The sequence below is a fragment of the Serratia sp. D1N4 genome (assembly GCF_054552755.1).
Map to the genome: position 1 here is coordinate 2,086,935 of NZ_CM137274.1, position 20,653 is coordinate 2,107,587.

The 20,653-nt window shown below is 54.8% G+C and carries 17 protein-coding genes and 1 tRNA gene; 15 read left to right on the top strand and 3 right to left on the bottom strand.

The genetic code is table 11. From position 1 onward, the window contains the following. Window positions 1-29: 29 nt before the first annotated feature. Entirely contained in the window at window positions 30-1,220 is a 1,191-nt protein-coding gene (gene rlmI, locus ACX1CU_RS08985) for a 23S rRNA (cytosine(1962)-C(5))-methyltransferase RlmI (protein WP_459402217.1), read from the bottom strand. 95 nt (window positions 1,221-1,315) lie between these two features. On the opposite strand from rlmI, the gene yccX reads away from it, so the two are divergent. Further along, on the top strand, window positions 1,316-1,594 hold the full coding sequence (yccX, locus tag ACX1CU_RS08990; RefSeq protein WP_459402218.1) for an acylphosphatase: 279 nt from the start codon (window positions 1,316-1,318) through the stop codon (window positions 1,592-1,594). A 3-nt stretch (window positions 1,595-1,597) separates the two neighbouring features. Here the strand turns inward: yccX and tusE are convergent, their stop codons facing one another. Both tusE and yccA read right to left on the bottom strand, forming a co-directional pair. Next, window positions 1,598-1,927 carry a sulfurtransferase TusE gene (gene tusE / locus ACX1CU_RS08995; RefSeq protein ID WP_459402219.1) on the bottom strand — a complete coding sequence of 110 codons (330 nt, stop codon included), beginning with the start codon at window positions 1,925-1,927 and terminating at the stop codon, window positions 1,598-1,600. A gap of 113 nt (window positions 1,928-2,040) precedes the next feature. Beyond that, window positions 2,041-2,700, bottom strand: coding sequence for an FtsH protease modulator YccA (gene yccA, locus ACX1CU_RS09000; protein ID WP_459402220.1), 660 nt, complete (start codon window positions 2,698-2,700; stop codon window positions 2,041-2,043). Between the two features lie 230 nt (window positions 2,701-2,930). Here yccA and ACX1CU_RS09005 point away from each other — a divergent pair. The 14 genes from ACX1CU_RS09005 (at window position 2,931) to ACX1CU_RS09070 (ending at window position 20,641) form a co-directional block, all read left to right on the top strand. Beyond that, window positions 2,931-3,018, top strand: a tRNA-Ser gene (locus ACX1CU_RS09005). An 823-nt stretch (window positions 3,019-3,841) separates the two neighbouring features. Next, window positions 3,842-4,342: a type VI secretion system contractile sheath small subunit gene (gene tssB / locus ACX1CU_RS09010; protein WP_459402221.1), complete on the top strand. Its 501-nt coding sequence runs from the start codon at window positions 3,842-3,844 to the stop codon at window positions 4,340-4,342. Window positions 4,343-4,369: 27 nt separating this feature from the next. Continuing rightward, window positions 4,370-5,941 carry a type VI secretion system contractile sheath large subunit gene (tssC, locus tag ACX1CU_RS09015; RefSeq protein WP_459402222.1) on the top strand — a complete coding sequence of 524 codons (1,572 nt, stop codon included), beginning with the start codon at window positions 4,370-4,372 and terminating at the stop codon, window positions 5,939-5,941. A 22-nt stretch (window positions 5,942-5,963) separates the two neighbouring features. Then, a complete protein-coding gene (tssK, locus tag ACX1CU_RS09020) occupies window positions 5,964-7,313 on the top strand; it encodes a type VI secretion system baseplate subunit TssK (RefSeq protein WP_459402223.1) in 1,350 nt (449 codons plus the stop codon). Beyond that, window positions 7,310-7,966, top strand: coding sequence for a type VI secretion system protein TssL, short form (gene tssL, locus ACX1CU_RS09025; protein WP_459402224.1), 657 nt, complete (start codon window positions 7,310-7,312; stop codon window positions 7,964-7,966). The genes tssK and tssL overlap by 4 nt, the downstream gene beginning before the upstream one ends. Before the next feature lie 9 nt (window positions 7,967-7,975). After that, entirely contained in the window at window positions 7,976-9,679 is a 1,704-nt protein-coding gene (locus tag ACX1CU_RS09030; RefSeq protein ID WP_459402225.1) for an OmpA family protein, read from the top strand. Window positions 9,680-9,691: 12 nt separating this feature from the next. Beyond that, entirely contained in the window at window positions 9,692-10,183 is a 492-nt protein-coding gene (locus ACX1CU_RS09035) for an Hcp family type VI secretion system effector (RefSeq protein ID WP_459402226.1), read from the top strand. A gap of 186 nt (window positions 10,184-10,369) precedes the next feature. Further along, window positions 10,370-13,018, top strand: a complete 2,649-nt coding sequence (gene tssH / locus ACX1CU_RS09040; protein WP_459402227.1) for a type VI secretion system ATPase TssH — start codon at window positions 10,370-10,372, stop codon at window positions 13,016-13,018. 2 nt (window positions 13,019-13,020) lie between these two features. Continuing rightward, window positions 13,021-15,573 (top strand): type VI secretion system Vgr family protein, encoded by a 2,553-nt coding sequence (locus tag ACX1CU_RS09045; RefSeq protein WP_459402228.1) that lies wholly within the window; start codon window positions 13,021-13,023, stop codon window positions 15,571-15,573. Window positions 15,574-15,693: 120 nt separating this feature from the next. Further along, the gene (locus tag ACX1CU_RS09050; RefSeq protein WP_459402229.1) at window positions 15,694-16,272 is read left to right on the top strand and encodes a lytic transglycosylase domain-containing protein; all 579 of its coding nucleotides are present in this window, start codon (window positions 15,694-15,696) and stop codon (window positions 16,270-16,272) included. Further along, a complete protein-coding gene (locus ACX1CU_RS09055) occupies window positions 16,272-16,817 on the top strand; it encodes a hypothetical protein (RefSeq protein WP_459402230.1) in 546 nt (181 codons plus the stop codon). The genes ACX1CU_RS09050 and ACX1CU_RS09055 overlap by 1 nt, the downstream gene beginning before the upstream one ends. A 126-nt stretch (window positions 16,818-16,943) precedes the next feature. Continuing rightward, window positions 16,944-17,483: a hypothetical protein gene (locus ACX1CU_RS09060; RefSeq protein WP_459402231.1), complete on the top strand. Its 540-nt coding sequence runs from the start codon at window positions 16,944-16,946 to the stop codon at window positions 17,481-17,483. A gap of 35 nt (window positions 17,484-17,518) precedes the next feature. After that, window positions 17,519-18,127: a hypothetical protein gene (locus ACX1CU_RS09065; RefSeq protein WP_459402232.1), complete on the top strand. Its 609-nt coding sequence runs from the start codon at window positions 17,519-17,521 to the stop codon at window positions 18,125-18,127. 153 nt (window positions 18,128-18,280) lie between these two features. After that, a complete protein-coding gene (locus ACX1CU_RS09070) occupies window positions 18,281-20,641 on the top strand; it encodes a type VI secretion system Vgr family protein (RefSeq protein WP_459402233.1) in 2,361 nt (786 codons plus the stop codon). The last annotated feature ends 12 nt before the right edge of the window (window positions 20,642-20,653 follow it).

Here is a 20,653-nt window from a genome sequence, read left to right on the forward strand (position 1 = left end):
TATATGAGGGCAAAACAGCGTATTTCAAGTTACATCACCCGACACGCAAACCCTTTCAAGTACAACCCTTCAGGGTAAGTTGCGATCACCGGATGATCGGCAGCTTGCCGGAACTGCTCTATAAATTGTACATCACGCCCGGCATCTACAGCGGCATCGGCTAAAATTTTCTGGAATAAATCGGTTGGCATCAGGCCGGAACAAGAGAAGCTGAGCAAAATACCACCCGGGTTCAACAATTGCAGCGCTAACATATTGATGTCTTTATAACCACGGCAGGCGCCAGCCAGTTGATTCTTGTTTTCGACGAATTTGGGCGGATCCATGATGATCAGGTCGAATTTTTCACCTTGTGTACGATAGCTGCGCAGCAACTGGAAAACATCGTCACGCACAAACTCTGCTTTACTCAGATCCAGTTGGTTCAGCTCAACGTTCTGTTTGGCGATATCCAGCGCCGCCTGTGAAGTGTCCACGCTGATGACCTGTGTACAACCGCCCATCAATGCCGAAACCGCGAAAGCACCGGTATAAGAGAAACAGTTGAGTACGCGACGGCCAGCAGAATAGTTGCGCGCAGCCAAGCGGCTATCACGCTGATCGAGATAAAAACCGGTCTTATGGCCTTGCTGAATATCTACCAGCAATTTCATGCCGTGTTCGGTAATTGGCAACAGAGCAGGGGGCAGATCGCCCAAAACTAGGCCTTGTGCTAAAGGCAGGCCTTCTTTTTTACGCACGGCAACGTCGGAGCGATCGTAGATGGCACATTCTGGGTAACAGTGCTGCAAAGCCGAAATCAGTGGCGCTCGCTGATATTCTGCGCCTGCGGAAAGCAATTGCAGCACCAGGAAGTTTTGGAAGCGATCGATGGTGATCCCCGGCATACCGTCAGACTCACCGGCAATCAGGCGATAACCATTCAACCCATCACGTTTTGCAACCCAGTCACGCCAGCTTTGCGCCTGTTGCAGACGACGGATAAAGAACGCAATGTCGATCTCTTCATCTTGCTGGAAGGTCCAGACGCGCGCGCGAATTTGTGATTCTGGCGAGTAAGCGCCGCGCGCCAGCCATTTGCCATGGCTATCGAGAATATCAATGGTTTCGCCAGAGAGGGCTTTACCTTCAAGGCGCAGAACTGCACCAGAGAAAACCCATGGATGGCGACGAAGTAAGGACTTTTCACGTCCCTTGGCGAGAAACAGGCGTACGGTCATAATTAAGTATGCTGCCAGCTAGATAAAAAAGAGTCACACTCTCTGGGCATCAGCGCAGAAAATGCCATAAACGAAAAATCGATAAGGAGTCGATTATGACACAAGTTTGTATTGCCGCGTATGTCTATGGGTTAGTGCAAGGGGTAGGGTTTCGCTATAACACGCAGCATAAAGCGACGGCGCTAGGGCTAACCGGTTATGCACGCAATCTGGATGATGGCAGCGTTGAAGTCGTCGCCTGCGGTGAACAGCCGCAGGTTAATCAACTGGTTGAATGGTTAAAAAGCGGCGGCCCACGTGGTGCCCGCATTGAGCGCGTGCTGGTGGAGCCGCAAGGCGTCGCCGATCACAAAGGGTTCAGCATCCGCTACTGAATGTTAGATGCATTTCACCGGTTTAGGCAGGCCAGCGATTTTTGTCGCCTGTTTGGCCGGGCCTTTCGGGAACAAACGGTAAAGATAACGGCTGTTGCCTTTCTCTTCGCCGTATTTCTGTGCCATGGCTTTCACCAGCATGCGGATAGCGGGTGATGTATTAAATTCCTGATAGAAGCTACGCACAAAACGCACCACTTCCCAGTGTGCTTCCGTCAGCACGATCTCTTCCTGCGCCGCGAGTAGCGGGGCTAGGCCTTCTTGCCAGTCGGCGCTGTTTTTCAGGTAACCCTGGGCGTCAGTTTCAATTGTCTGACCTTCAAACTCCAACATACTGCCTCGGTAACAAATGATTTATGGCGGGCATCAGTCTAGCAAATTTTGGCTTCGGCAAAAAATAAAGCCCCGCAGGATTTGCAGGGCTTGGGATCTTGCCAAACGCTCAATCAGTTGCTGCGGGCGAAGCCCAGAATGCTCAGCAGGCTGATGAACATATTGTACAGTGATACGTACAGGCTCACGGTGGCACGGATATAGTTGGTCTCGCCGCCATGAATGATATTGCTGGTTTCCCACAGGATGGCGCCGGCAGAGAACAGAATAAACAGCGCGCTAATTGCCAGGTGCAGGGCAGGGATTTGCAGGAACAGGTTAGCAATTACTGCCACCAGCAGCACCACGAAACCCGCCATCAGCATGCCAGAAAGGAATGACATATCTTTACGGGTAGTCAGCACATAGGCTGAACAACAGAAGAACACCGCTGCGGTACCGCCCAGAGCCAGCATGATCAGGTCGCCAGCGCCAGCGTTGAGGAATGAACTCAGGATCGGGCCGAGGGCATAGCCCATAAAGCCAGTGAAGGCGAAAGCAGCCAGAATCCCGGCAGGGCTATTTGCCAGCTTGTGAGTCAGGAACATCAGGCCATAAAAACCGACCAGCATTAACAATAACCCAGGAGCAGGTAAGCCAAGCATGGTGCTGGCCGTTGCGGTCAGGGCAGAAAAGCCCAGCGTCAGTGACAGTAGGAAATAGGTGTTACGTAGCACTCGGTGCGTGCTCAGCAACGAATCGCGCGAGGAGGATGAGACGACAATGCGGTCCATAATGATCTCTCTTATCAGGTCATCACAAAATTAGCCACGATGATAGGCAGCACAAACGTTTGATTAAAGAGTGTTTACTCATCTTTACTCATTAGCGATCGCGCTGGGGTTCTGGGCATGATAAATGGCGATTTCTTCAGCGCACAGTGGCTATATGCCTGTTTTTCGCTCGGTTAAACGGTTTCAGGCTTTACAAGCGGATCGGCTGTGTTTATAGTTCGCTTCGTTGCGGAGGGGTGGCCGAGTGGCTGAAGGCAACGGTCTTGAAAACCGTCGACGGGAAACCGTTCCAGAGTTCGAATCTCTGCTCCTCCGCCATTTCTTCCTTCTAGTTGTTTCTTAAAGATTTCTCCCTAAAAAATCCCAATTGCTACACACAGATGCTACACAGGGCTTCCCTATGTGCACTCATCTGGTTAAACGTGGCTCACGTTATTACTTCCGTCGCAGAATCCCTTCGGTACTATTCCTTATTTTCATCCTTCGCTCTCTGAAAGCACTTGTTCGACGAAAGGCTGAAAAACATTGTGCATCAGCGGTTATTTTTCGGTCAGATAATGTTTTGTCCTTGATGTGTTATTGAGTGAGAGTCTCAAGAGGTTATTGATTCATCATCCTGCAATCCTCTTCCTTATCCACGAGTACGCTATTTTTCAGAATATCTATAATTTTTTTTGGGTTAAATGAATTAAGTATTCATTGAGTGAATGCTTAATTTTTATCTCAAAGTCGGATATCTGATAGCTGATGTTGAGATAAACGTTTAAAACGGGACTTGGGCTACTCTTATGTGGTTTTATGCTCTGCAGTTTTTACAGGATATTTTTGTTAATCAGTATGATACGTTTTTTAGGTAATCGCCATTATCGCTATTTTGTGTGGAAAATATTTTCTTTCCAATCACTTTGCTAATCCTTCTACGCTGTTATTATGGTCGTCTGTCTGGAAGACGGTATTTCAGATTTTAACCTAGAACACACTGCGTCATGCCATCAGGGATTGAATGTGCTCGCTTGTCACACCCATTTTGGTTTACACCGAACGGTGTAAAGAAAAGGATGTTGTTATCTGGCAGGGTTAGCCATTCTTATTTATTCCCAGGCATACCGTTCTTCATTGTTTCAGTTGAACAGGGATAGCTATGTCAAACTCCTCCTACCAGAATGAAATTCCGAAGGCCCGCATTAACGTCAGGCTCGATTTGCACACCGGCGGCGCGCAGAAAAAGGTCGAGTTGCCGCTCAAGTTGTTGGTGATGGGCGACTACAGTCACGGTCAGGAACAGCGTGCCCTGTCCGAACGCAGCAAGGTCTCCGTCCACAAAAATAACTTCGACAGCGTGCTCGCAGAATTCAACCCTCAACTTACCCTCTCCGTGCCCGATACCCTGGCCGATGACCGCAGCGACACCGCCGTGGAACTGGCCTTCCGCGAAATGAAAGATTTCGAACCGGAACAGGTGGCGCGCCAAATCCCGCAACTGCGTGCCCTGCTGGCGATGCGCAACCTGCTGCGCGACCTCAAATCCAACCTGCTGGACAACACCACCTTCCGACGTGAGCTCGAAATCATCCTGAAGGATGAGGCGCTGAGCGACGAACTGCGGATGGAGCTGGAAATACTGGCACTCGAAAACTGTTAATCGCCCGGGAAGATAAGGAAGAAACCGATGTCTGGACAGGAAGAAACACTGCAGGAAAGAACGGCACAGCATCAGAGCCATACTACCACCACCGTGCTGGAAAAAAGCACCCCGGCGCCGCACAGCGTTTACGCGTCACTGTTTGAAAAAATCAACCTTAACCCGGTCTCCCAGCTTAACGGCATCGAGGCTTTCCAGGACGGTGATGCCCTGGCGGACGTCTCGGCCGATGAACGCGTCACCGCCGCCGTCAGCGTCTTTTTAGACTTGCTCAAGCAGTCGGCGCAGAAGGTCGAGAAGCTCGACAAGAACCTGCTGGACAGCCATATCGCCGCGCTGGATGAAAAAATCAGCCGTCAACTGGATGCGGTGATGCATCACCCGGAGTTCCAGAAAGTCGAATCCCTGTGGCGTGGCCTGAAATCCCTGGTGAACAAAACCGATTTTCGCCAGAACGTGAAGCTGGAGCTGCTCGACGTTTCCAAAGAAGACCTGCGCCAGGATTTTGAAGACAGCCCGGAAATCATACAGAGCGGAATGTACCGCCATGCATATATTCAGGAGTATGACACCCCTGGCGGTGAGCCGATTGGGGCAGTGATTTCCAACTACGAGTTTGATGCCAGCCCACAGGATGTGGCGCTGCTACGCAACCTCTCTAAGGTGGCGGCGGCGGCCCATATGCCGTTTATCGGTGCCGTTGGCCCGGCGTTCTTCGGCAAAAACACCATGGAGGAAGTGGCCGCCATCAAGGATATCGGCAACTACTTTGATCGCGCCGAATACATCAAGTGGAAGTCCTTCCGTGACACTGACGATGCCCGCTATATCGGTCTGACCATGCCGCGCGTGCTGGGCCGCCTGCCGTATGGCCCGGATACCGTTCCGGTACGCAGCTTCAACTATGTGGAAGAGGTCACTGGCCCGGACCACGATAAATATCTGTGGACCAATGCGTCGTTTGCCTTTGCCACCAATATGGTGAAAAGCTTTATTGACAACGGCTGGTGTGTGCAGATCCGTGGCCCGCAGGCCGGTGGTGCGGTGCAGGACCTGCCGATCCACCTGTATGACCTGGGCACCGGCAATCAGGTGAAGATCCCGTCAGAAGTGATGATCCCGGAAACCCGCGAGTTCGAGTTCGCCAACCTGGGCTTTATCCCCCTGTCATACTACAAAAACCGCGACTATGCCTGTTTCTTCTCCGCCAACTCGGCGCAGAAACCGGCGCTGTATGACACCGCGGATGCGACGGCCAACAGCCGCATCAACGCCCGCCTGCCGTATATCTTCCTGCTGTCGCGTATCGCCCATTACCTGAAGATTATTCAGCGCGAGAACATCGGCACCACCAAAGACCGTCGCCTGCTGGAGCTGGAGCTCAACAACTGGGTGCGCGGCCTGGTGACCGAGATGACCGATCCGGGTGATGACCTGCAGGCGTCGCACCCGCTGCGTGATGCCAAGGTGACGGTGGAAGACATTGAAGATAACCCAGGCTTCTTCCGCGTCAAACTGTATGCGGTGCCGCACTTCCAGGTAGAAGGCTTGGATGTGGCGCTGTCACTGGTATCCATGATGCCGAAAGCCAAAGCCTGATTGTTGACCTAAAGGATATGCAATGAAGATTGATCGCCCGTTATGGGCCACGGGGATGATGTTGTCCCCCCAGATTTTTCAGCAGCAGGCGCGCTGGGAAGCGTATACCAATGAGTGTCTGGCCAGCCTGGCGCTGACCCATCCCTGGGGGGTGTTGGCGGCGTCGTTTGACAACGACGCCTTGCGCCTGGGGAAACTGAAGGCCCAACACCTGCGGGTACGCCTGCAGGATGGCACGCTGATTGATACCGACTGTGCGGACCGGTTGCCCCCGGCGCTGGAGCTGGCGCAAGTGGTACCGGAAGGCCGTCAGACGGTGACCCTGTTGCTGGCCTTGCCGCTGGAGCATGCCAACGGGGGAAACTGCCTGCGCGGGGAAGCGAAGGCCGATCGTCCGACCCGTTACCGCCAGGACTGGCGCGAGGTGCAGGACGTGTATGACGACGACAGCCTGTCGATTGCGGTGGAAGAGTATGCCCTGACGCTGCGCGTAGACGGTGATGAAAACGGTAATTACCTGACCTGCCCGGTGGTGCAACTGGTGCGCGATACGCAGGGCAGTTGGAACCTGGATCCGCTGTTTGTGCCGCCGTTGCTGCATGTCAGCGCCCATCCCGCCCTGATGAATCAGTTGGACAGCCTGCTGACCCAGCTGTGTGCCAAGCGCACCCGGCTGATGGGAATGCGCCGCGAAAGCAACCAGCGCATGGCCGATTTTGCCGTGGCCGATGTGTCGCTGTTCTGGCTGCTCAACGCCCTGAATACCTATGAGCCGGTGCTGGCCGACCTGCTGGCCCATCCGGCGCGACCTCCCGAGCTGGTTTATCGGGAACTGGTCAAGCTGGCCGGGGCATTGCTGACGTTTTCACTGGATCATGAGCTGTCGGCTATCCCGGCCTATGACCATCAGCAACTGGGCTCGGTGTTGCCCCCGTTGCTCAGCCTGATCGGCACCTTGCTGGAAGCCAGCCTGCCATCACGGGTGATTGCGTTGCCGCTGGAAAACGTGAATGCCCATCTGTGGACCGTTTCACTGAACGACCCGCGTTTACGCGAGGACGCAGATTTCTACCTGTCCGTTCGCTCCAGCCTGCCAGCGCATCAGATCCAGACGCAGTTCCCGTTACTGTGCAAGGCCGGTGCTCCCGATGACGTCAATCAACTGATTAACATCGCCCTGAACGGTATTCCGTTGCTGCCGCTCAGCCATGTGCCGGCTGCCATCCCGTTGCGGCTGGAGAACCAGTATTTTGCGCTGGATCTGAAGCATGCCAAGGGGCAGGCCATGCTGGCAGCGGGGGCCTGTTCGTTTTACGTGCCCGGCACGCTGACGGACGTGCAGCTTGAACTGTTCGCGGTACTGCGCTCATGAAAACGCCGCCGGTCGATATCGATGCCCTGTTGCAGGACAGCTATCTCCTGGTGGTGCAGTTGCGCCAGGGGGCGGCGGTGGAACAGGGGGCCGCGCTGTGGCAGCACTGCACGGCGCAGATTGAACAGACCCGGCAGCGCCTGCGTGAGCAGGGGGTGAACGAGCGGTCGGTCGACCACCTCTGCTATGCCTTGTGCGCGTTGCTGGATGAGACCGTGCTGGTGCGGGCGAAGGGGGCGGAACATGCCGCCTGGGCCGCACAACCACTGCAGGCGCATTTTTTCAATCAGCATCAGGCCGGTGTGCAGCTGTATGACACCCTGCGTGCCGTCCTGCGTGAACCGGCCCCGGATGTGGCGGTACTGACCGGTTTTCACCGGGTGCTGATGCTGGGGTTCTGCGGACATTATGGCGAGGAGCACGCGCCGGAGCGGGTGAAATTGCTGACGGAGTTGGCCAGCCGGGTCACGCCGTTGGCGGTGACGCCGGGGATGTCCCTGTTGATCAAGGCCAACCGACGCCAGTGGGCAGGCTGGATGTCGTCACGGGTTGTGCATCTGCTGGTTGCGGTCGGCGTATTGGCCAGCCTTTGGTGGGGGCTGCAACAGCACCTGGCCACGGCCATCACGGCCCTGTTGCCGGGGCATCCTTAAGGACTCGGTATGACACCAAGGGGAGTGCGGGGCCTGTGGCTCTGGGGCGGTGGACTGCTCCTGTTGCTGTCGTGGGGCTTTCTGCCGTTATCCACCGGGCTACGGGTGGGTGTATCGGTTGCCGTGGTGCTTATCGTTCTGGTGGTGTGGGTGCGGTATGGACGTCAGACCGGTACCGACGCGTTTGCTGATGATAGCGTACTGCCCCCGGCGACGTACCCCCATCCGGTAGTGTTGGTGTGTGGCGATGGCCTGGCCGCCTTGTTGGGTGAACACCCGGTACGCGTGACGCCACAGGGTTGTTACCTGCCGGTGCCGGCGATCGGGCAGTTGGCGCAACGGGTGGGAGACATCCTGGCGCACCGTCCGGGGTGGGGAGGGCAGCTCAGTGTGTTATGGGTGGTCAACCCGCAGCAGCAACAGGATGTGGCGGTACTGGCGGGGCAGACAAGGACCCTGCGCTATCAGTTGGGTGACGTGCGTCGCCGGTATGGGTGCCAGATGACAGTCTGCCTGACCAGTTACCTGGCCGGACCTGCCCAGCACCTTGCCGACACGACCTGGTTTATCTGGCAAGCCGGGCAGCCTTCTGTCCGCGTCAGTGAGGCCGGCGGGTATCCGGTGCCGTTGGCGCAGGGGGCGGTTGCAGACTCTCTGGATACCCGGGTGCAGTTGAACAGTTGGCAGGACTGGGTGGCACAGACGCTCCTACCCGCCTGGACTGACCCTGAACACCCTGAGCGATCCGGTTCACTGGCCTTGCTGGCGTTGACCTGGGTCCCGGATGTGCCGTTACGGACCACGAACAATCTTTGGCAGCAGTGGATACGGCGTAAAACGTCGCTGAATGAGGGTGTCGCGCCATCCCGTGGGGATGCGCCGGTGACGTTGCCGTTTCCCGACAGGCTGTTGCCGCTGTTGCCGTGCCAACCGCGGTGGACACCGAGGCATCGGGCGCAGGTGACGGCACTCTGGTTATTTGTGGTGGCCGGTGGGGTGGCGTTGGGGAGTTCTGCCTGGCAGAACCGGCTGCTGTTGCGTCAGGTCGGTGATGACCTGCAGCGCTATCAGACGGTGGCGGCCGATAACCCGACGGAGAAAGCCCGCACGGTGGCGGTATTGCAGCGTGATGCGCGCTTGTTGACCGGTTATTACCGGGAGGGGACGCCGCTGCGTCTGGGGCTGGGGTTGTATGCCGGTGAACGGGTGCGCCAGCCGGTATTAACGGCGATTGCGCGGTATCGGCCTCCGGCAGTGCCGGTGGACAACGCCCCGGCTGTTACCTTGGCCGAGGCCCCCCAGGCGGTGCGTCTGGACAGCCTGTCGTTGTTTGAACCCGGTCGGTTTCAGCTTAAACCGGGTTCGACCCCGGTGCTGGTGAAGGCGCTAGTCAACCTCAAGGCCCAGCCGGGTTGGCTGATTGTGGTGAGTGGCCATACCGACGCCACGGGCAATGCGCAGGGCAACCAGGTGCTGTCACTCAAGCGCGCCGAAGCGGTGCGTGACTGGATGGTACACAACAGCGAGGTTCCCGCGAGCTGTTTTGCGGTACAGGGTTTTGGGGCGACGCGGCCGTTGGGTGTGAATGACACGCCAGCCGGACGGGCGGCCAATCGCCGGGTAGAAATCAGTCTGGTCCCGGCGGCGTCGGCTTGCACGGGACCAAAAACACTAACCGGGTCATCGGAACAGATGACCTTATTACGTCAATAAAAGGAGCTTTACATGGCAATTCCAGTCTATCTCTGGCTGAAGGACGACGGCGGTGCAGACATCAAAGGGTCTGTCGATGTGCAAAGCCGTCAGGGCAGCATCGAAGTGGTGGCACAGGACCATAACCTGTACATCCCGACCGACAACAACACCGGCAAGCTGACCGGTACCCGTATCCACACGCCGTTTGTGTTCACCAAGGAAATCGATGCTTCAAGTCCGTATCTGTACAAGGCGGTGACCACCGGTCAGACGCTTAAAAAGGCCGAGTTCAAGTGGTACCGCATCGATGACGCCGGTCAGGAAGTGGAGTATTTCAACACCACGTTGGACAACGTCAAAGTGGTGAAAGTGGCGCCGAAGATGCACGACATCAAGGATCCGGGTAAAGAGAAGCACAACCACCTGGAAGAGATCGAGTTGCGCTACGAAAAAATCACCTGGACCTACAAAGACGGCAACATCATTCATTCCGATGCCTGGAACGAACGTACTACCGCGTAAGCCCTGACAGCAGGCGGGAAACCGCCTGCTCTTGGGTGTGTTTGGCTGAGTCTCGGCGTGCCGGTATTCAGCCAAACGCATTCACACGATATCAATGACCTTATGGGCCTCGGTTAACGGCTATGGGCGGTAGCGTGCCTGCACGGGATCATGGCGGGCACAGAAAAGAGAGAACAGGGAAGAGGCATGAGCACTCACGCAGCACGTTTATTACATCGGTTAAATCCTTACTGTGCCCAGGCGTTGGCGGCAGCAGCCACCCTGTGCCAGACCCGTGGCCATGCGGAGATCACCGTGGAGCACTGGTTGCTCAAGCTGCTGGAGCAGGGAGATGGCGATGTCTCGGTGATCGCCCGGCGCTACGACTGGGATCAGGACGCGCTGTGGCACGGGCTGTTGGCCCCGCTGGAGCGGTTACCCTATCAGCGGCAGGGCAAACCGCAGCTGTCGGCCCCGCTGCAACAACTGATACAGCAGGCCTGGTTGGAAGCGTCTGCGCAGGTCAATACGGAGGCGGTGCGGTCGCTGCACGTGCTGATGGCACTCACGGCTACAGAGTATCTGGTCTCCCAGACGGCGGCCTGGCCGTTGCTCAGCCTCAGTGCCACGCAACTGGCCCACCTGATGCCGTTGCTGGACGCGCAATCAGAAGAACGCCCGGAAAAGCCCCCGCGCCTGGAATGGCCGGTCGATGCTCCGGTTGAAGCCACGTTGCCCCCCGCTGTCGAACCGGATGAGGCTTTGCTCGCCGAGCTGGATAAATTTACCCAGGATCTGACCGCCAAAGCGCGGGCAGGCCAGATTGACCCGGTGTTGGGGCGTGATAATGAAATCCGCCAGATGGTGGACATTCTTTCCCGCCGCCGCAAGAACAACCCGATTTTAGTCGGTGAGCCCGGCGTCGGCAAAACGGCCCTGGTGGAAGGGCTGGCGCTGCGCCTGGCAGAAGGTGACGTCCCGGCCAGTGTGAAAAACATCGCGATACGCACCCTGGATTTGGGGCTGTTGCAGGCGGGTGCCGGCGTGCGGGGCGAGTTTGAACAACGGCTCAAGAATGTGATTGCCGCCGTGCAGCAATCACCGACGCCGATCGTGCTGTTTATCGATGAAGCGCACACGCTTATCGGTGCCGGTAATCAGGCGGGCGGAGCCGATGCGGCCAACCTGCTGAAACCGGCGCTGGCGCGCGGGGAGCTGCGTACCATTGCCGCCACCACCTGGTCAGAGTACAAGCAGTATTTTGAGCGTGATGCGGCGCTGGAGCGGCGTTTCCAAAGGGTCAACGTGGAGGAGCCGGATGATGTAAACGCCTGCCGGATGCTGCGTGGCCTGAAGGCACGCTATGCCGCCTACCACGGGGTGCATATCCGCGACTCGGCGGTCAAAGCCGCCGTGACGCTCTCGCGCCGTTACCTGACCGGCCGGCAGTTGCCGGACAAGGCGGTCGATCTGCTGGATACCGCCAGTGCCCGGGTGCGCATGAGCCTGGATAACGAACCACAGCAAATCGTACACCTCAGAGCAGAACTGGCGGCGTTGGCCGTCGAGCAACAGGCGATCGAAGATGACAAGGTGTTGAGCTCCGAAGTCGATCCGGCCCGGCTGGCGGACATCAGCGATCGGGTCCGGGCACTGCAGAAGCATCAGATCCGGCTGGCGGTGCAATACGAGAAAGAACGGGCGCTGACAGAGCAACTCCTGACGGCGCGTCAGGCGGGCAACCGCCGTGAAGCGTGCCAGACGCTCAGGGCGCAGTTGCACGATATCCAGCGTTGCAACCCGCTGTTGTGGTTGGACGTGGATGCGCGCGCGGTGGCGACGGTGATCGCTGACTGGACCGGCGTGCCGCTGGGCAGCCTGCTGAAGGACGAACAGAGCGAATTATTGCAGCTTGAACGCCAGTTGACGAAACGGGTTATCGGGCAGGACGTGGCGCTGGGTGCTCTGGCGCAGCGATTGCGTGCAACCTGCGCCGGATTGACGCCGGATAATGGCCCGCAGGGTGTGTTCCTGCTGGTCGGCCCGAGCGGGGTGGGAAAAACCGAAACCGCGTTGGCGCTGGCGGATACCCTGTTTGGCGGTGAAGCGTCGTTGGTCACCCTCAACCTCTCCGAATACCAGGAAGCCCACACCGTCAGCCAGCTCAAAGGCTCACCGCCGGGCTATGTGGGTTACGGCCAGGGGGGCATTCTGACCGAAGCGGTGCGTCAACGGCCTTACAGTGTGGTGTTGCTGGATGAGGTGGAAAAGGCTCACCGGGATGTTATCAACCTGTTCTATCAGGTGTTTGACCGGGGCTTTATGCGCGACGGCGAAGGGCGCGAGATTGATTTTCGCAATACCGTGATAGTGATGACCTCCAACCTCGGCAGCGACGCGCTGATGACGTATCTCGATAAATACCCCGATGCACCGGAAAGCGCATTACACGAACGGCTGCGCCCGCTGCTGCGGGACCATTTCCAGCCGGCGCTGCTGGCGCGTTTTCAGACCCTGATTTACCGCCCGCTGGGCGCGGTGGCGCTTACGCGTATCGTTGCCATCAAGCTGGGCCAACTGGCCCAACGGTTGCACCAGCATTACGGTCTGCACTGCGTGATGGACGACAGCCTGACCGACACTCTGGTGGCCGCCTGCCTGCTGCCAGACAGCGGGGCACGCCATATCGACAGCGTACTCAATCAACACATTCTGCCCGCACTCAGCAGCCAACTGCTGCAACGGCAGGCGGCCTCACAACCGGCTCAGGGGCTGACGTTGGCTTATAACGACGACAACGGCATTACCCTGACCTTCACGGACACGGCTGTCGCGACCGATAGCACGGAGGCATGACCATGTTAAATACCATCAGTTCACTGTTTTTTGACCACAGTCAGCACAAGTTGACCGTGTGGGACATTACCGCACCGCTGGACGTGTTGGCGTTCAGCGGCGAAGAACACCTCAGTCAGCCCTTTTCCTACCAGATTGCGTTTACCAGCCTGGAGAAAGACCTGCAGCCTGCGCAGATACTGATGCAGGATGCGAGTTTTACGCTCAACGCGCCGCCAGTAAAGCTGCCGATGTTGGGGTTTGCCGTACCGGAGCCGACGCCGTTGCGCACCTTGCATGGGGTGATCAGTGGGTTTAAGCGCCTTTCCACCTCGCGAGACGAAAGCCGCTATGAAGTGACGCTGGTTCCCCGTCTGGCGCTGTTGGCCAACAGCCATCAAAACCGTATTTACCAGCACCTGTCGGTGCCGGAGATTGTGGAAAAGGTGCTGCGTGACCGGCATGGCTTCAAAGGTCAGGACTTCCTGTTCACCCTCGCCCATACCTACCCGAAACGTGAGCTAGTCATGCAGTACGGCGAGGATGATCTGAAATTTATCCGTCGTTTGTTGGCTGAAGTGGGGATCTGGTTCCGCTTTACCGCCGATCCGCGCCTTAAGATTGACGTGGTGGAGTTCTATGATGACCAGCGGCACTACCAGTTTGGCCTCACGCTGCCGTTGCGCAGCCCATCAGGGCTGGATGCACAGGGGGCGGAGTGCGTCTGGGCCCTGGAGACGGCACACAATGTGGTGGAAGGGCGGGTCAGTACCCGTGACTACAACTACCGTGACGCCGGGGCCGGGATGGACAGCGAGGTGGATGTCAGCCGGGGAGACAAGACCACCTACGGCGAAGCCTACCACTATGCCGACAATTATCTGGCCCTCGGGGACCAGTACGCACAGGAGCCAGACCCGGAAAGCGGCGTCTTCTATGCCCGGCTGCGCCACGAACGTTACCTGAACCGGCAGACGCAACTGAACGGCATGACCACCTCGGCCAGCCTGACGCCGGGGCAAGAACTGAAGGTGGTGGGGGCAGATGCGCCTGCGGTGTTCCAGAAAGGGGCGGTGATCACCGGGATACGCAGCCAGGCGGCGCGGGATAAAAGCTATGAAGTGGCATTTACCGCCATCCCGTACTCGGAGACGGTGTGTTATCGCCCGGAGCCGAGTGCCAAACCGGTGATGGCCGGGACGATCCCGGCCAGGGTGACCAGCACGCTGGTGAATGACACCTACAGCCATATCGACAAGGACGGACGCTACCGGGTGTCGTTCAACCTGGACCGTGACGAGTGGCAAACGGGGTACGAGAGCCTGTGGGTACGCCTGGCGCGCCCGTATGCCGGGGACGTTTATGGCCTGCATCTCCCGTTACTGTCGGGTGTTGAGGTCGGGATTGCCTTTGAGGGGGGCAATCCGGATAAACCGTACATCGCGCACGCCCTGCACGACTCGAAACACCCGGATCATGTGACGATCGCCAACTACAAACGGAATGTGCTGCGTACGGCAGGTCTTAACAAGATAAGACTCGACGATGAGCGCAATAAGGAGCATATCAAGCTCAGTACGGTCCATGGCGCGAGCCAATTCAGCATCGGTCACCTGGTCGACAGTGCTCGAGAACAACGGGGAGCGGGGTTTGAAACGCGCACCGATTTGTTTGGGGCGATACGGGCAGAGAAGGGCGTCTTTATCACCGCCGATGCGCAACCGAAAGCGCAGGGTGACGTGCTGGAGATGGGGGCGGCGCTCAATGAACTGGAGAGCTTGAGTCGACAGATACAACAGCTGTCAGACGATGCCGCTACGGCCCATGCCGACAGTGCGGATATGGCCGCGCAAATCACGCTGATCAGGCAAAGGGTGAAAAACCTGACCGCCTCGGTGTTGCTGATGAGTGCGCCGAAAGGGATTGCGATGACCAGCGGGGAGCACCTGCAGCTGGCAGCGGCCAAAAACCTGATGATGAATGCCGGTAACCAGGCAGACATCGGGGTGGTGAAGAACCTGTTTGTGGGAGTGGGGCAGGCATTTAGCCTGTTTGTGCGCAAGCTGGGGATGAAGCTGATCGCTAACCAGGGGCCGGTCTCGGTGCAGGCACAGAATGACCTGATAGAGCTGCTCGCGCGTAAAGGTCTGATCCTGACCAGCACGGAAGATGAAATCCTTATCACGGCGAAGAAAAAAATCACGCTGAACGCCGGAGGGTCGTATATCACGCTGGATCCCAACAGGATTGAGTCGGGGACGGCGGGGGATTTTCGGGTGAAGAGTGCCAGCTTTGATCGCCCGGCCAAGGCAACATTAGGCACCGCTCTGCCTTACCTCCCCATTGGGCTGTTGGAAGGGGAGTATGACTTGCATTTCTCTGTGATCGACGAAGTCAGTGGTAAACCGCTGATAGACTGGCCGTATACCATTGAATTGGAAGACGGTAGTCAGCTAACGGGGCGAACTGATAGCGAAGGGAAAACTAAACAAGTGGCATCAAAACAGGCGGAATCGGCTGTTTTACATGTTCTGGAACCAGAGGTAACACCAATAAATCCAAATTGGGACCGCTAATCTTCATAATAGTATGAAAAATAAAGACGGAAGGTGTTTCTGCTAATCGAAGTATAAATGTCGCATTTTGTACTCACAATATTGTGATTGTGTTACCCAAAATCTTACAAGGGTCCATATATGCCACCAAAGAAAAAGGCTATCAAAACACATGAAGCTAAATTAACACCAAAAAAAGAGGCGAAACCGGAAAAAGTGACTGTTGACGAGACTGCAAGATTACGCGAAATTAGAAAGCTGGTTGAGAAAAATAATGCGTCAACTCTCAGTACAGACCTGATTATCTGTCACATTTATATGGAGTCTCGGTTTGATAAAGATGCGCATGGACAAGGAAGTAGTGCTCGTGGCTTGATGCAGTTATTAAAAGCACCGGTGCGCGAGTTATATCGTATGGAGAACCTTAATCTACCGAGAAAAGAGAGGAGGCCAGAGCCGGTAGTATATAAAGAAGCGGACGTGTTTCATAACGGCCCATCGTTTGTTGATGAAGCAACTAATATTCGAACTGGAACTACTTACTTGCAATTACTCCTTGATAAAAGAAATAAAGATGGTTCTGCCGACCCTATTGCTGAGGCATATAAGGATTACCGAGGGGTTAGAAATGGAATTTACTATAAAAAAATAAAAGCAGCTGCTGATAAGCTAAAAAGTGCTCCAGAGTCTATGGAGATATTAAGGGATATGGTGAAGTAATGAAAAGGTTAATTGTTCTGTCATTATTGTTTCTCTCATCTCTGGCGTTTTCGAAAGAAGTTGTTACTTCATGTAAGGTCGGTTCTAAAGATAACCAGCTTGTGGAGATTGTTAGAGATGGCAAGGTTTATGATACACATGTGTATTATCTGAAAGTGAAGGGAAACATTGTTCCTGTTTTTGATGATGAAGAACACTCTCGTGGTTCATCTGTTAAAGTAATCTGTGCAGGAAAAAACAATCGGGCACTTATATTGTCTGGCGAGTTTACTGCAAATGCCATACAGGGCCTGGCTATTACCTATGCGCAGGAAACAGGAACGGTAGACCGTCTGGATTTTGCTGAGAAAAGCAGGCCTATCAGACTGTATATAAATAAAAAAGATGTCTGGCTTGTTTTTCCTACATATGGTCATGGTGAGTTTAGTCAGAAATACATTATGTATAGTCACATAATTGGCGATAAAAAAGATGCTGATATCAAAGGTATCGATCAGTTCCCCAAGAATATTAGTGATATGGAAGTAGTAAAGTTAAAACAGTGATTGTGCATAATACTGACTTTATTGTTTTTTAAAGTAAATTATTTTTTAACGGATAGTCGCAAGTTTTTCAATTAAACTGATAAAAGAGCCTAATAAAATGAAGATGATAAGGTGTGGAGTGGATAAATGAAGGTGCAGTTATATATTATCACCCTCCTTTTTATTTCGTTTACTTGCCTAGCTGACTCTATAAAAATTGTTAAAACTTGCAAGTTAAAGCAAGGTGAGAAAATTCAACTGATTGCAGTTAATACGATTGATGGTGATACGCTATATTTAAAATTCAGGAATATTCTGGTTGGGGCATTTCAAGAACAAGGTGAGGATGATTATTTTAGTGTGGGAGATATGGTTTTATCCAAATGCGTAAATCACTCTCTTATTTTTGCTTTGAACTTTGGTCCTCCGTATCTAAAAGGATGTCTTGTTACAGCTTGGAATAGTGACAATAAGCCGGAGTCTTTTTGTTTTGCTGAAAAAGATCTTCCTGAGTCAATTTGGGTTAGCGATAAAAATACGTTAATTGTTATAAAAAATGAAAATGAAATTAGTGCGTTAGATGGTAAATATACAATTTATGATAGTGCGAGAAAAAGTGGCGAGCGGTCATATCATATTGACACACTCCCACCTAAAGAAGGATATAAAATATTTTCATTAAAATGATGTCATCAATATAAAAGTACAATGAAATGATATGGATGAAAAAGCGTAGTTTCAAAACCATCATTTTCTTATTGCTATCATTATGTATTCTTGTTTTGCCTTGGTACTTTATCAAGCTGAGAGCCGATAATACCCTGTGTCAGGAGATTCTAGTGAAGCCAAAAGGGAATGCTGATTTCTATACCCTACTGCAAAACTTGTCGGAAAATGAAGGGGAGGGTAATGCATTACGCTCCTGGCGTGATATGCAAAATCGATATGATATTTTTTCCGATGGTGTGGTGCAAAAAATCGATGCTGCACCCGGTCAGTATTTAAGTGATGCTCTGAAGGTTATTGCCAACCCCGCGTATGATCAAAGTCAAAAAATGTACACGGTTATGATGATGCAGAAATTACCGATTAAAGAATATCTGTGTGTCATGGATGTCGTCAACACGGCGTTAGAAAATCATGTTATTACGGATAAAGACGTGGCTATGCAGGCTATCAACCCTGATCTGAATATAAAAGGAACGTCATTGTATTATTGGTGGTTGCCAGACTGGCGTGCTCGCTTTAAAAAGAATGCTGACGTTATGTTCACTCAAGAGCATGTTGATGATGTGCTTGAAGGTCATTACATGTGGTCATATCCTTATTGATAATCTGATCTTCTATTTACACAGCGCTTTGCTGAGAAAAGAGCGTGTTTGTAACAACGTATTGATTAAAAGGACAGAAAATATAATGAATCATTACCGGCGTATTCATTATATTTTTTAATTTATTGATGCAGACATAATGGAGATGCATCCATGATCAGCAATATACCCGCGATCTTTTTCGATCACAGTCAGCACAAGTTGACCGTGTGGGACATTACCGCACCGCTGGACGTGTTGGCGTTCAGCGGCGAAGAACACCTCAGTCAGCCCTTTGCCTACCAGATTGCGTTTACCAGCCCGGAGAAAGACCTGCAGCCTGCGCAGATGCTGATGCAGGATGCGAGTTTTACGCTCAACGCGCCGCCGGTCACACTGCCGATGTTGGGGTTTGCCGTACCGGAGCCGACGCCGTTGCGCACCCTGCACGGGGTGATCAGTGGGTTTAAGCGCCTCTCCACTTCACGTGATGAAAGCCGCTATGAAGTGACGCTGGTTCCCCGTCTGGCGCTGTTGGCCAACAGCCATCAAAACCGTATTTACCAGCACCTGTCGGTGCCGGAGATTGTGGAGAAGGTGCTGCGTGACCGGCATGGCTTCAAAGGCCAGGACTTCCTGTTCACTCTCGCCCACACTTACCCGAAACGTGAGTTGGTCATGCAGTACGGCGAGGATGACCTGAAATTCATCAGCCGTCTGCTGGCCGAAGTGGGGATCTGGTTTCGCTTTACTGCTGACCCCCGCCTCAAGATTGATGTGGTGGAGTTTTATGACGACCAGCGGCACTACCAGTTTGGCCTCACCCTGCCGCTGCGCAGCCCATCAGGGCTGGATGCACAGGGGGCGGAGTGCGTCTGGGCCCTGGAAACGGCACACAATGTGGTGGAAGGGCGGGTCAGTACCCGCGACTACAACTACCGTGACGCCGGTGCCGGGATGGACAGCGAGGTGGATGTCAGCCGGGGAGACAAGACCACCTACGGCGAAGCCTATCACTATGCCGACAATTACCTGACCCTCGGGGACCAGTACGCGCAGGAGCCGGAGCCGGAAAGCGGCGTATTCTACGCCCGGTTGCGCCACGAACGTTATCTTAACCAGCAGACGCAACTGAACGGCATGACCACCTCGGCCAGCCTGACGCCGGGGCAAGAGCTGAAGGTGGTGGGGGCAGATGCCCCTGCGGTGTTCCAGAAAGGGGCGGTGATCACCGGGATACGCAGCCAGGCGGCGCGGGATAAAAGCTATGAAGTGGCGTTTACCGCCATCCCGTACTCGGAAACGGTGTGCTATCGCCCAGAGCCAAGCGCCAAACCGGTGATGGCCGGGACGATCCCGGCCAGGGTGACCAGCACGTTGGTGAACGACACCTACAGCCATATCGACAAGGACGGGCGCTACCGGGTGTCGTTCAACCTGGATCGTGACGAGTGGCAAGCGGGGTATGAGAGTTTGTGGGTACGCCAGGCGCGCCCGTATGCCGGAGAGCTTTATGGTCTGCATCTCCCTTTATTAGCGGGAGCCGAGGTCGGGATCGCCTTTGAGGGGGGCAATCCAGATAGGCCGTACATCTCGCACGCCTTGCACGATTCGAAACACCCGGACCATGTGACGATAGCCAACTATAAGCGAAATGTGCTGCGTACTGCTGGTCTTAACAAGATAAGACTCGAAGATGAACGCGGTAAGGAGCATATCAAGCTCAGTACGGTCTTTGGCGCGAGCCAATTCAGCATCGGTCACCTGGTCGACAGTGCCCGAGAACAACGGGGAGCGGGGTTTGAGGCTCGAACGGACCTGTTCGGGGCGATACGTGCGGCGAAAGGGATCTTTATTACGGCAGATGCGCAGCCGAAAGCGCAAGGGGCAGTGCTGGAGATGGGGGCGGCGCTGGGTCAGTTGAGGCAGGCTGGCGATCAGATGGAGCGTCTCTCGCAGGATGCACAGGCGGCGAATGCGGACCCGGCGAAGGTCAATGCCCAACTGGCGATGCTAAAGCAGGACATCGATCAGTTGAAATCGGCGGTATTACTGATGAGTGCGCCGAAAGGGATTGCGGTGACCAGCGGGGAGCACCTGCAACTGGCGGCAGCGCAGAACCTGATGGTGAATGCCGGTAACCAGGCAGATATCGGGGTGGTGAAGAACCTGTTTGTGGGGGTTGGGCAGGCGTTCAGTCTGTTTGTTCGCAAGTTGGGGATGAAACTGATCGCCAACCAGGGGCCGATCTCGGTGCAGGCGCAGAATGACCGGATGGAGTTGCTGGCGCGTAAAGCGATCAATATCACCAGTACTGAAGATGAAATCCGTATCACGGCGAAGACGAAAATCACGCTGAACGCCGGGGGCACCTATATCACGCTGGATGCGAACAAGATTGAATCGGGCACGGCCGGTGACTATCTGGTCAAAAGTGTCAGTTTTGCTTATATCGGCCCGGCCACGCAGAGCGTAGAGACCCCGGTGATGCCAGCGGCAGCTGCTGACCCGGTAGCGCGTTCGTCATTCTCTTGATAAAGGTACAGA

Excerpts from the sequence above, each read along its gene's own strand:
- ACX1CU_RS09030 (WP_459402225.1), top strand. The coding sequence starts at position 7,976 with ATGACACCAAGGGGAGTGCGGGGCCTGTGGCTCTGGGGCGGTGGACTG.
- ACX1CU_RS09045 (WP_459402228.1), top strand. The coding sequence starts at position 13,021 with ATGTTAAATACCATCAGTTCACTGTTTTTTGACCACAGTCAGCACAAG.
- tssB (WP_459402221.1), top strand. The coding sequence starts at position 3,842 with ATGTCAAACTCCTCCTACCAGAATGAAATTCCGAAGGCCCGCATTAAC.
- rlmI (WP_459402217.1), bottom strand. The coding sequence starts at position 1,220 with ATGACCGTACGCCTGTTTCTCGCCAAGGGACGTGAAAAGTCCTTACTT.
- yccA (WP_459402220.1), bottom strand. The coding sequence starts at position 2,700 with ATGGACCGCATTGTCGTCTCATCCTCCTCGCGCGATTCGTTGCTGAGC.
- ACX1CU_RS09065 (WP_459402232.1), top strand. The coding sequence starts at position 17,519 with ATGAAAAAGCGTAGTTTCAAAACCATCATTTTCTTATTGCTATCATTA.
- ACX1CU_RS09060 (WP_459402231.1), top strand. The coding sequence starts at position 16,944 with ATGAAGGTGCAGTTATATATTATCACCCTCCTTTTTATTTCGTTTACT.
- ACX1CU_RS09055 (WP_459402230.1), top strand. The coding sequence starts at position 16,272 with ATGAAAAGGTTAATTGTTCTGTCATTATTGTTTCTCTCATCTCTGGCG.
- tssL (WP_459402224.1), top strand. The coding sequence starts at position 7,310 with ATGAAAACGCCGCCGGTCGATATCGATGCCCTGTTGCAGGACAGCTAT.
- tssC (WP_459402222.1), top strand. The coding sequence starts at position 4,370 with ATGTCTGGACAGGAAGAAACACTGCAGGAAAGAACGGCACAGCATCAG.
- ACX1CU_RS09050 (WP_459402229.1), top strand. The coding sequence starts at position 15,694 with ATGCCACCAAAGAAAAAGGCTATCAAAACACATGAAGCTAAATTAACA.
- ACX1CU_RS09070 (WP_459402233.1), top strand. The coding sequence starts at position 18,281 with ATGATCAGCAATATACCCGCGATCTTTTTCGATCACAGTCAGCACAAG.
- tssK (WP_459402223.1), top strand. The coding sequence starts at position 5,964 with ATGAAGATTGATCGCCCGTTATGGGCCACGGGGATGATGTTGTCCCCC.
- tusE (WP_459402219.1), bottom strand. The coding sequence starts at position 1,927 with ATGTTGGAGTTTGAAGGTCAGACAATTGAAACTGACGCCCAGGGTTAC.
- ACX1CU_RS09035 (WP_459402226.1), top strand. The coding sequence starts at position 9,692 with ATGGCAATTCCAGTCTATCTCTGGCTGAAGGACGACGGCGGTGCAGAC.
- yccX (WP_459402218.1), top strand. The coding sequence starts at position 1,316 with ATGACACAAGTTTGTATTGCCGCGTATGTCTATGGGTTAGTGCAAGGG.
- tssH (WP_459402227.1), top strand. The coding sequence starts at position 10,370 with ATGAGCACTCACGCAGCACGTTTATTACATCGGTTAAATCCTTACTGT.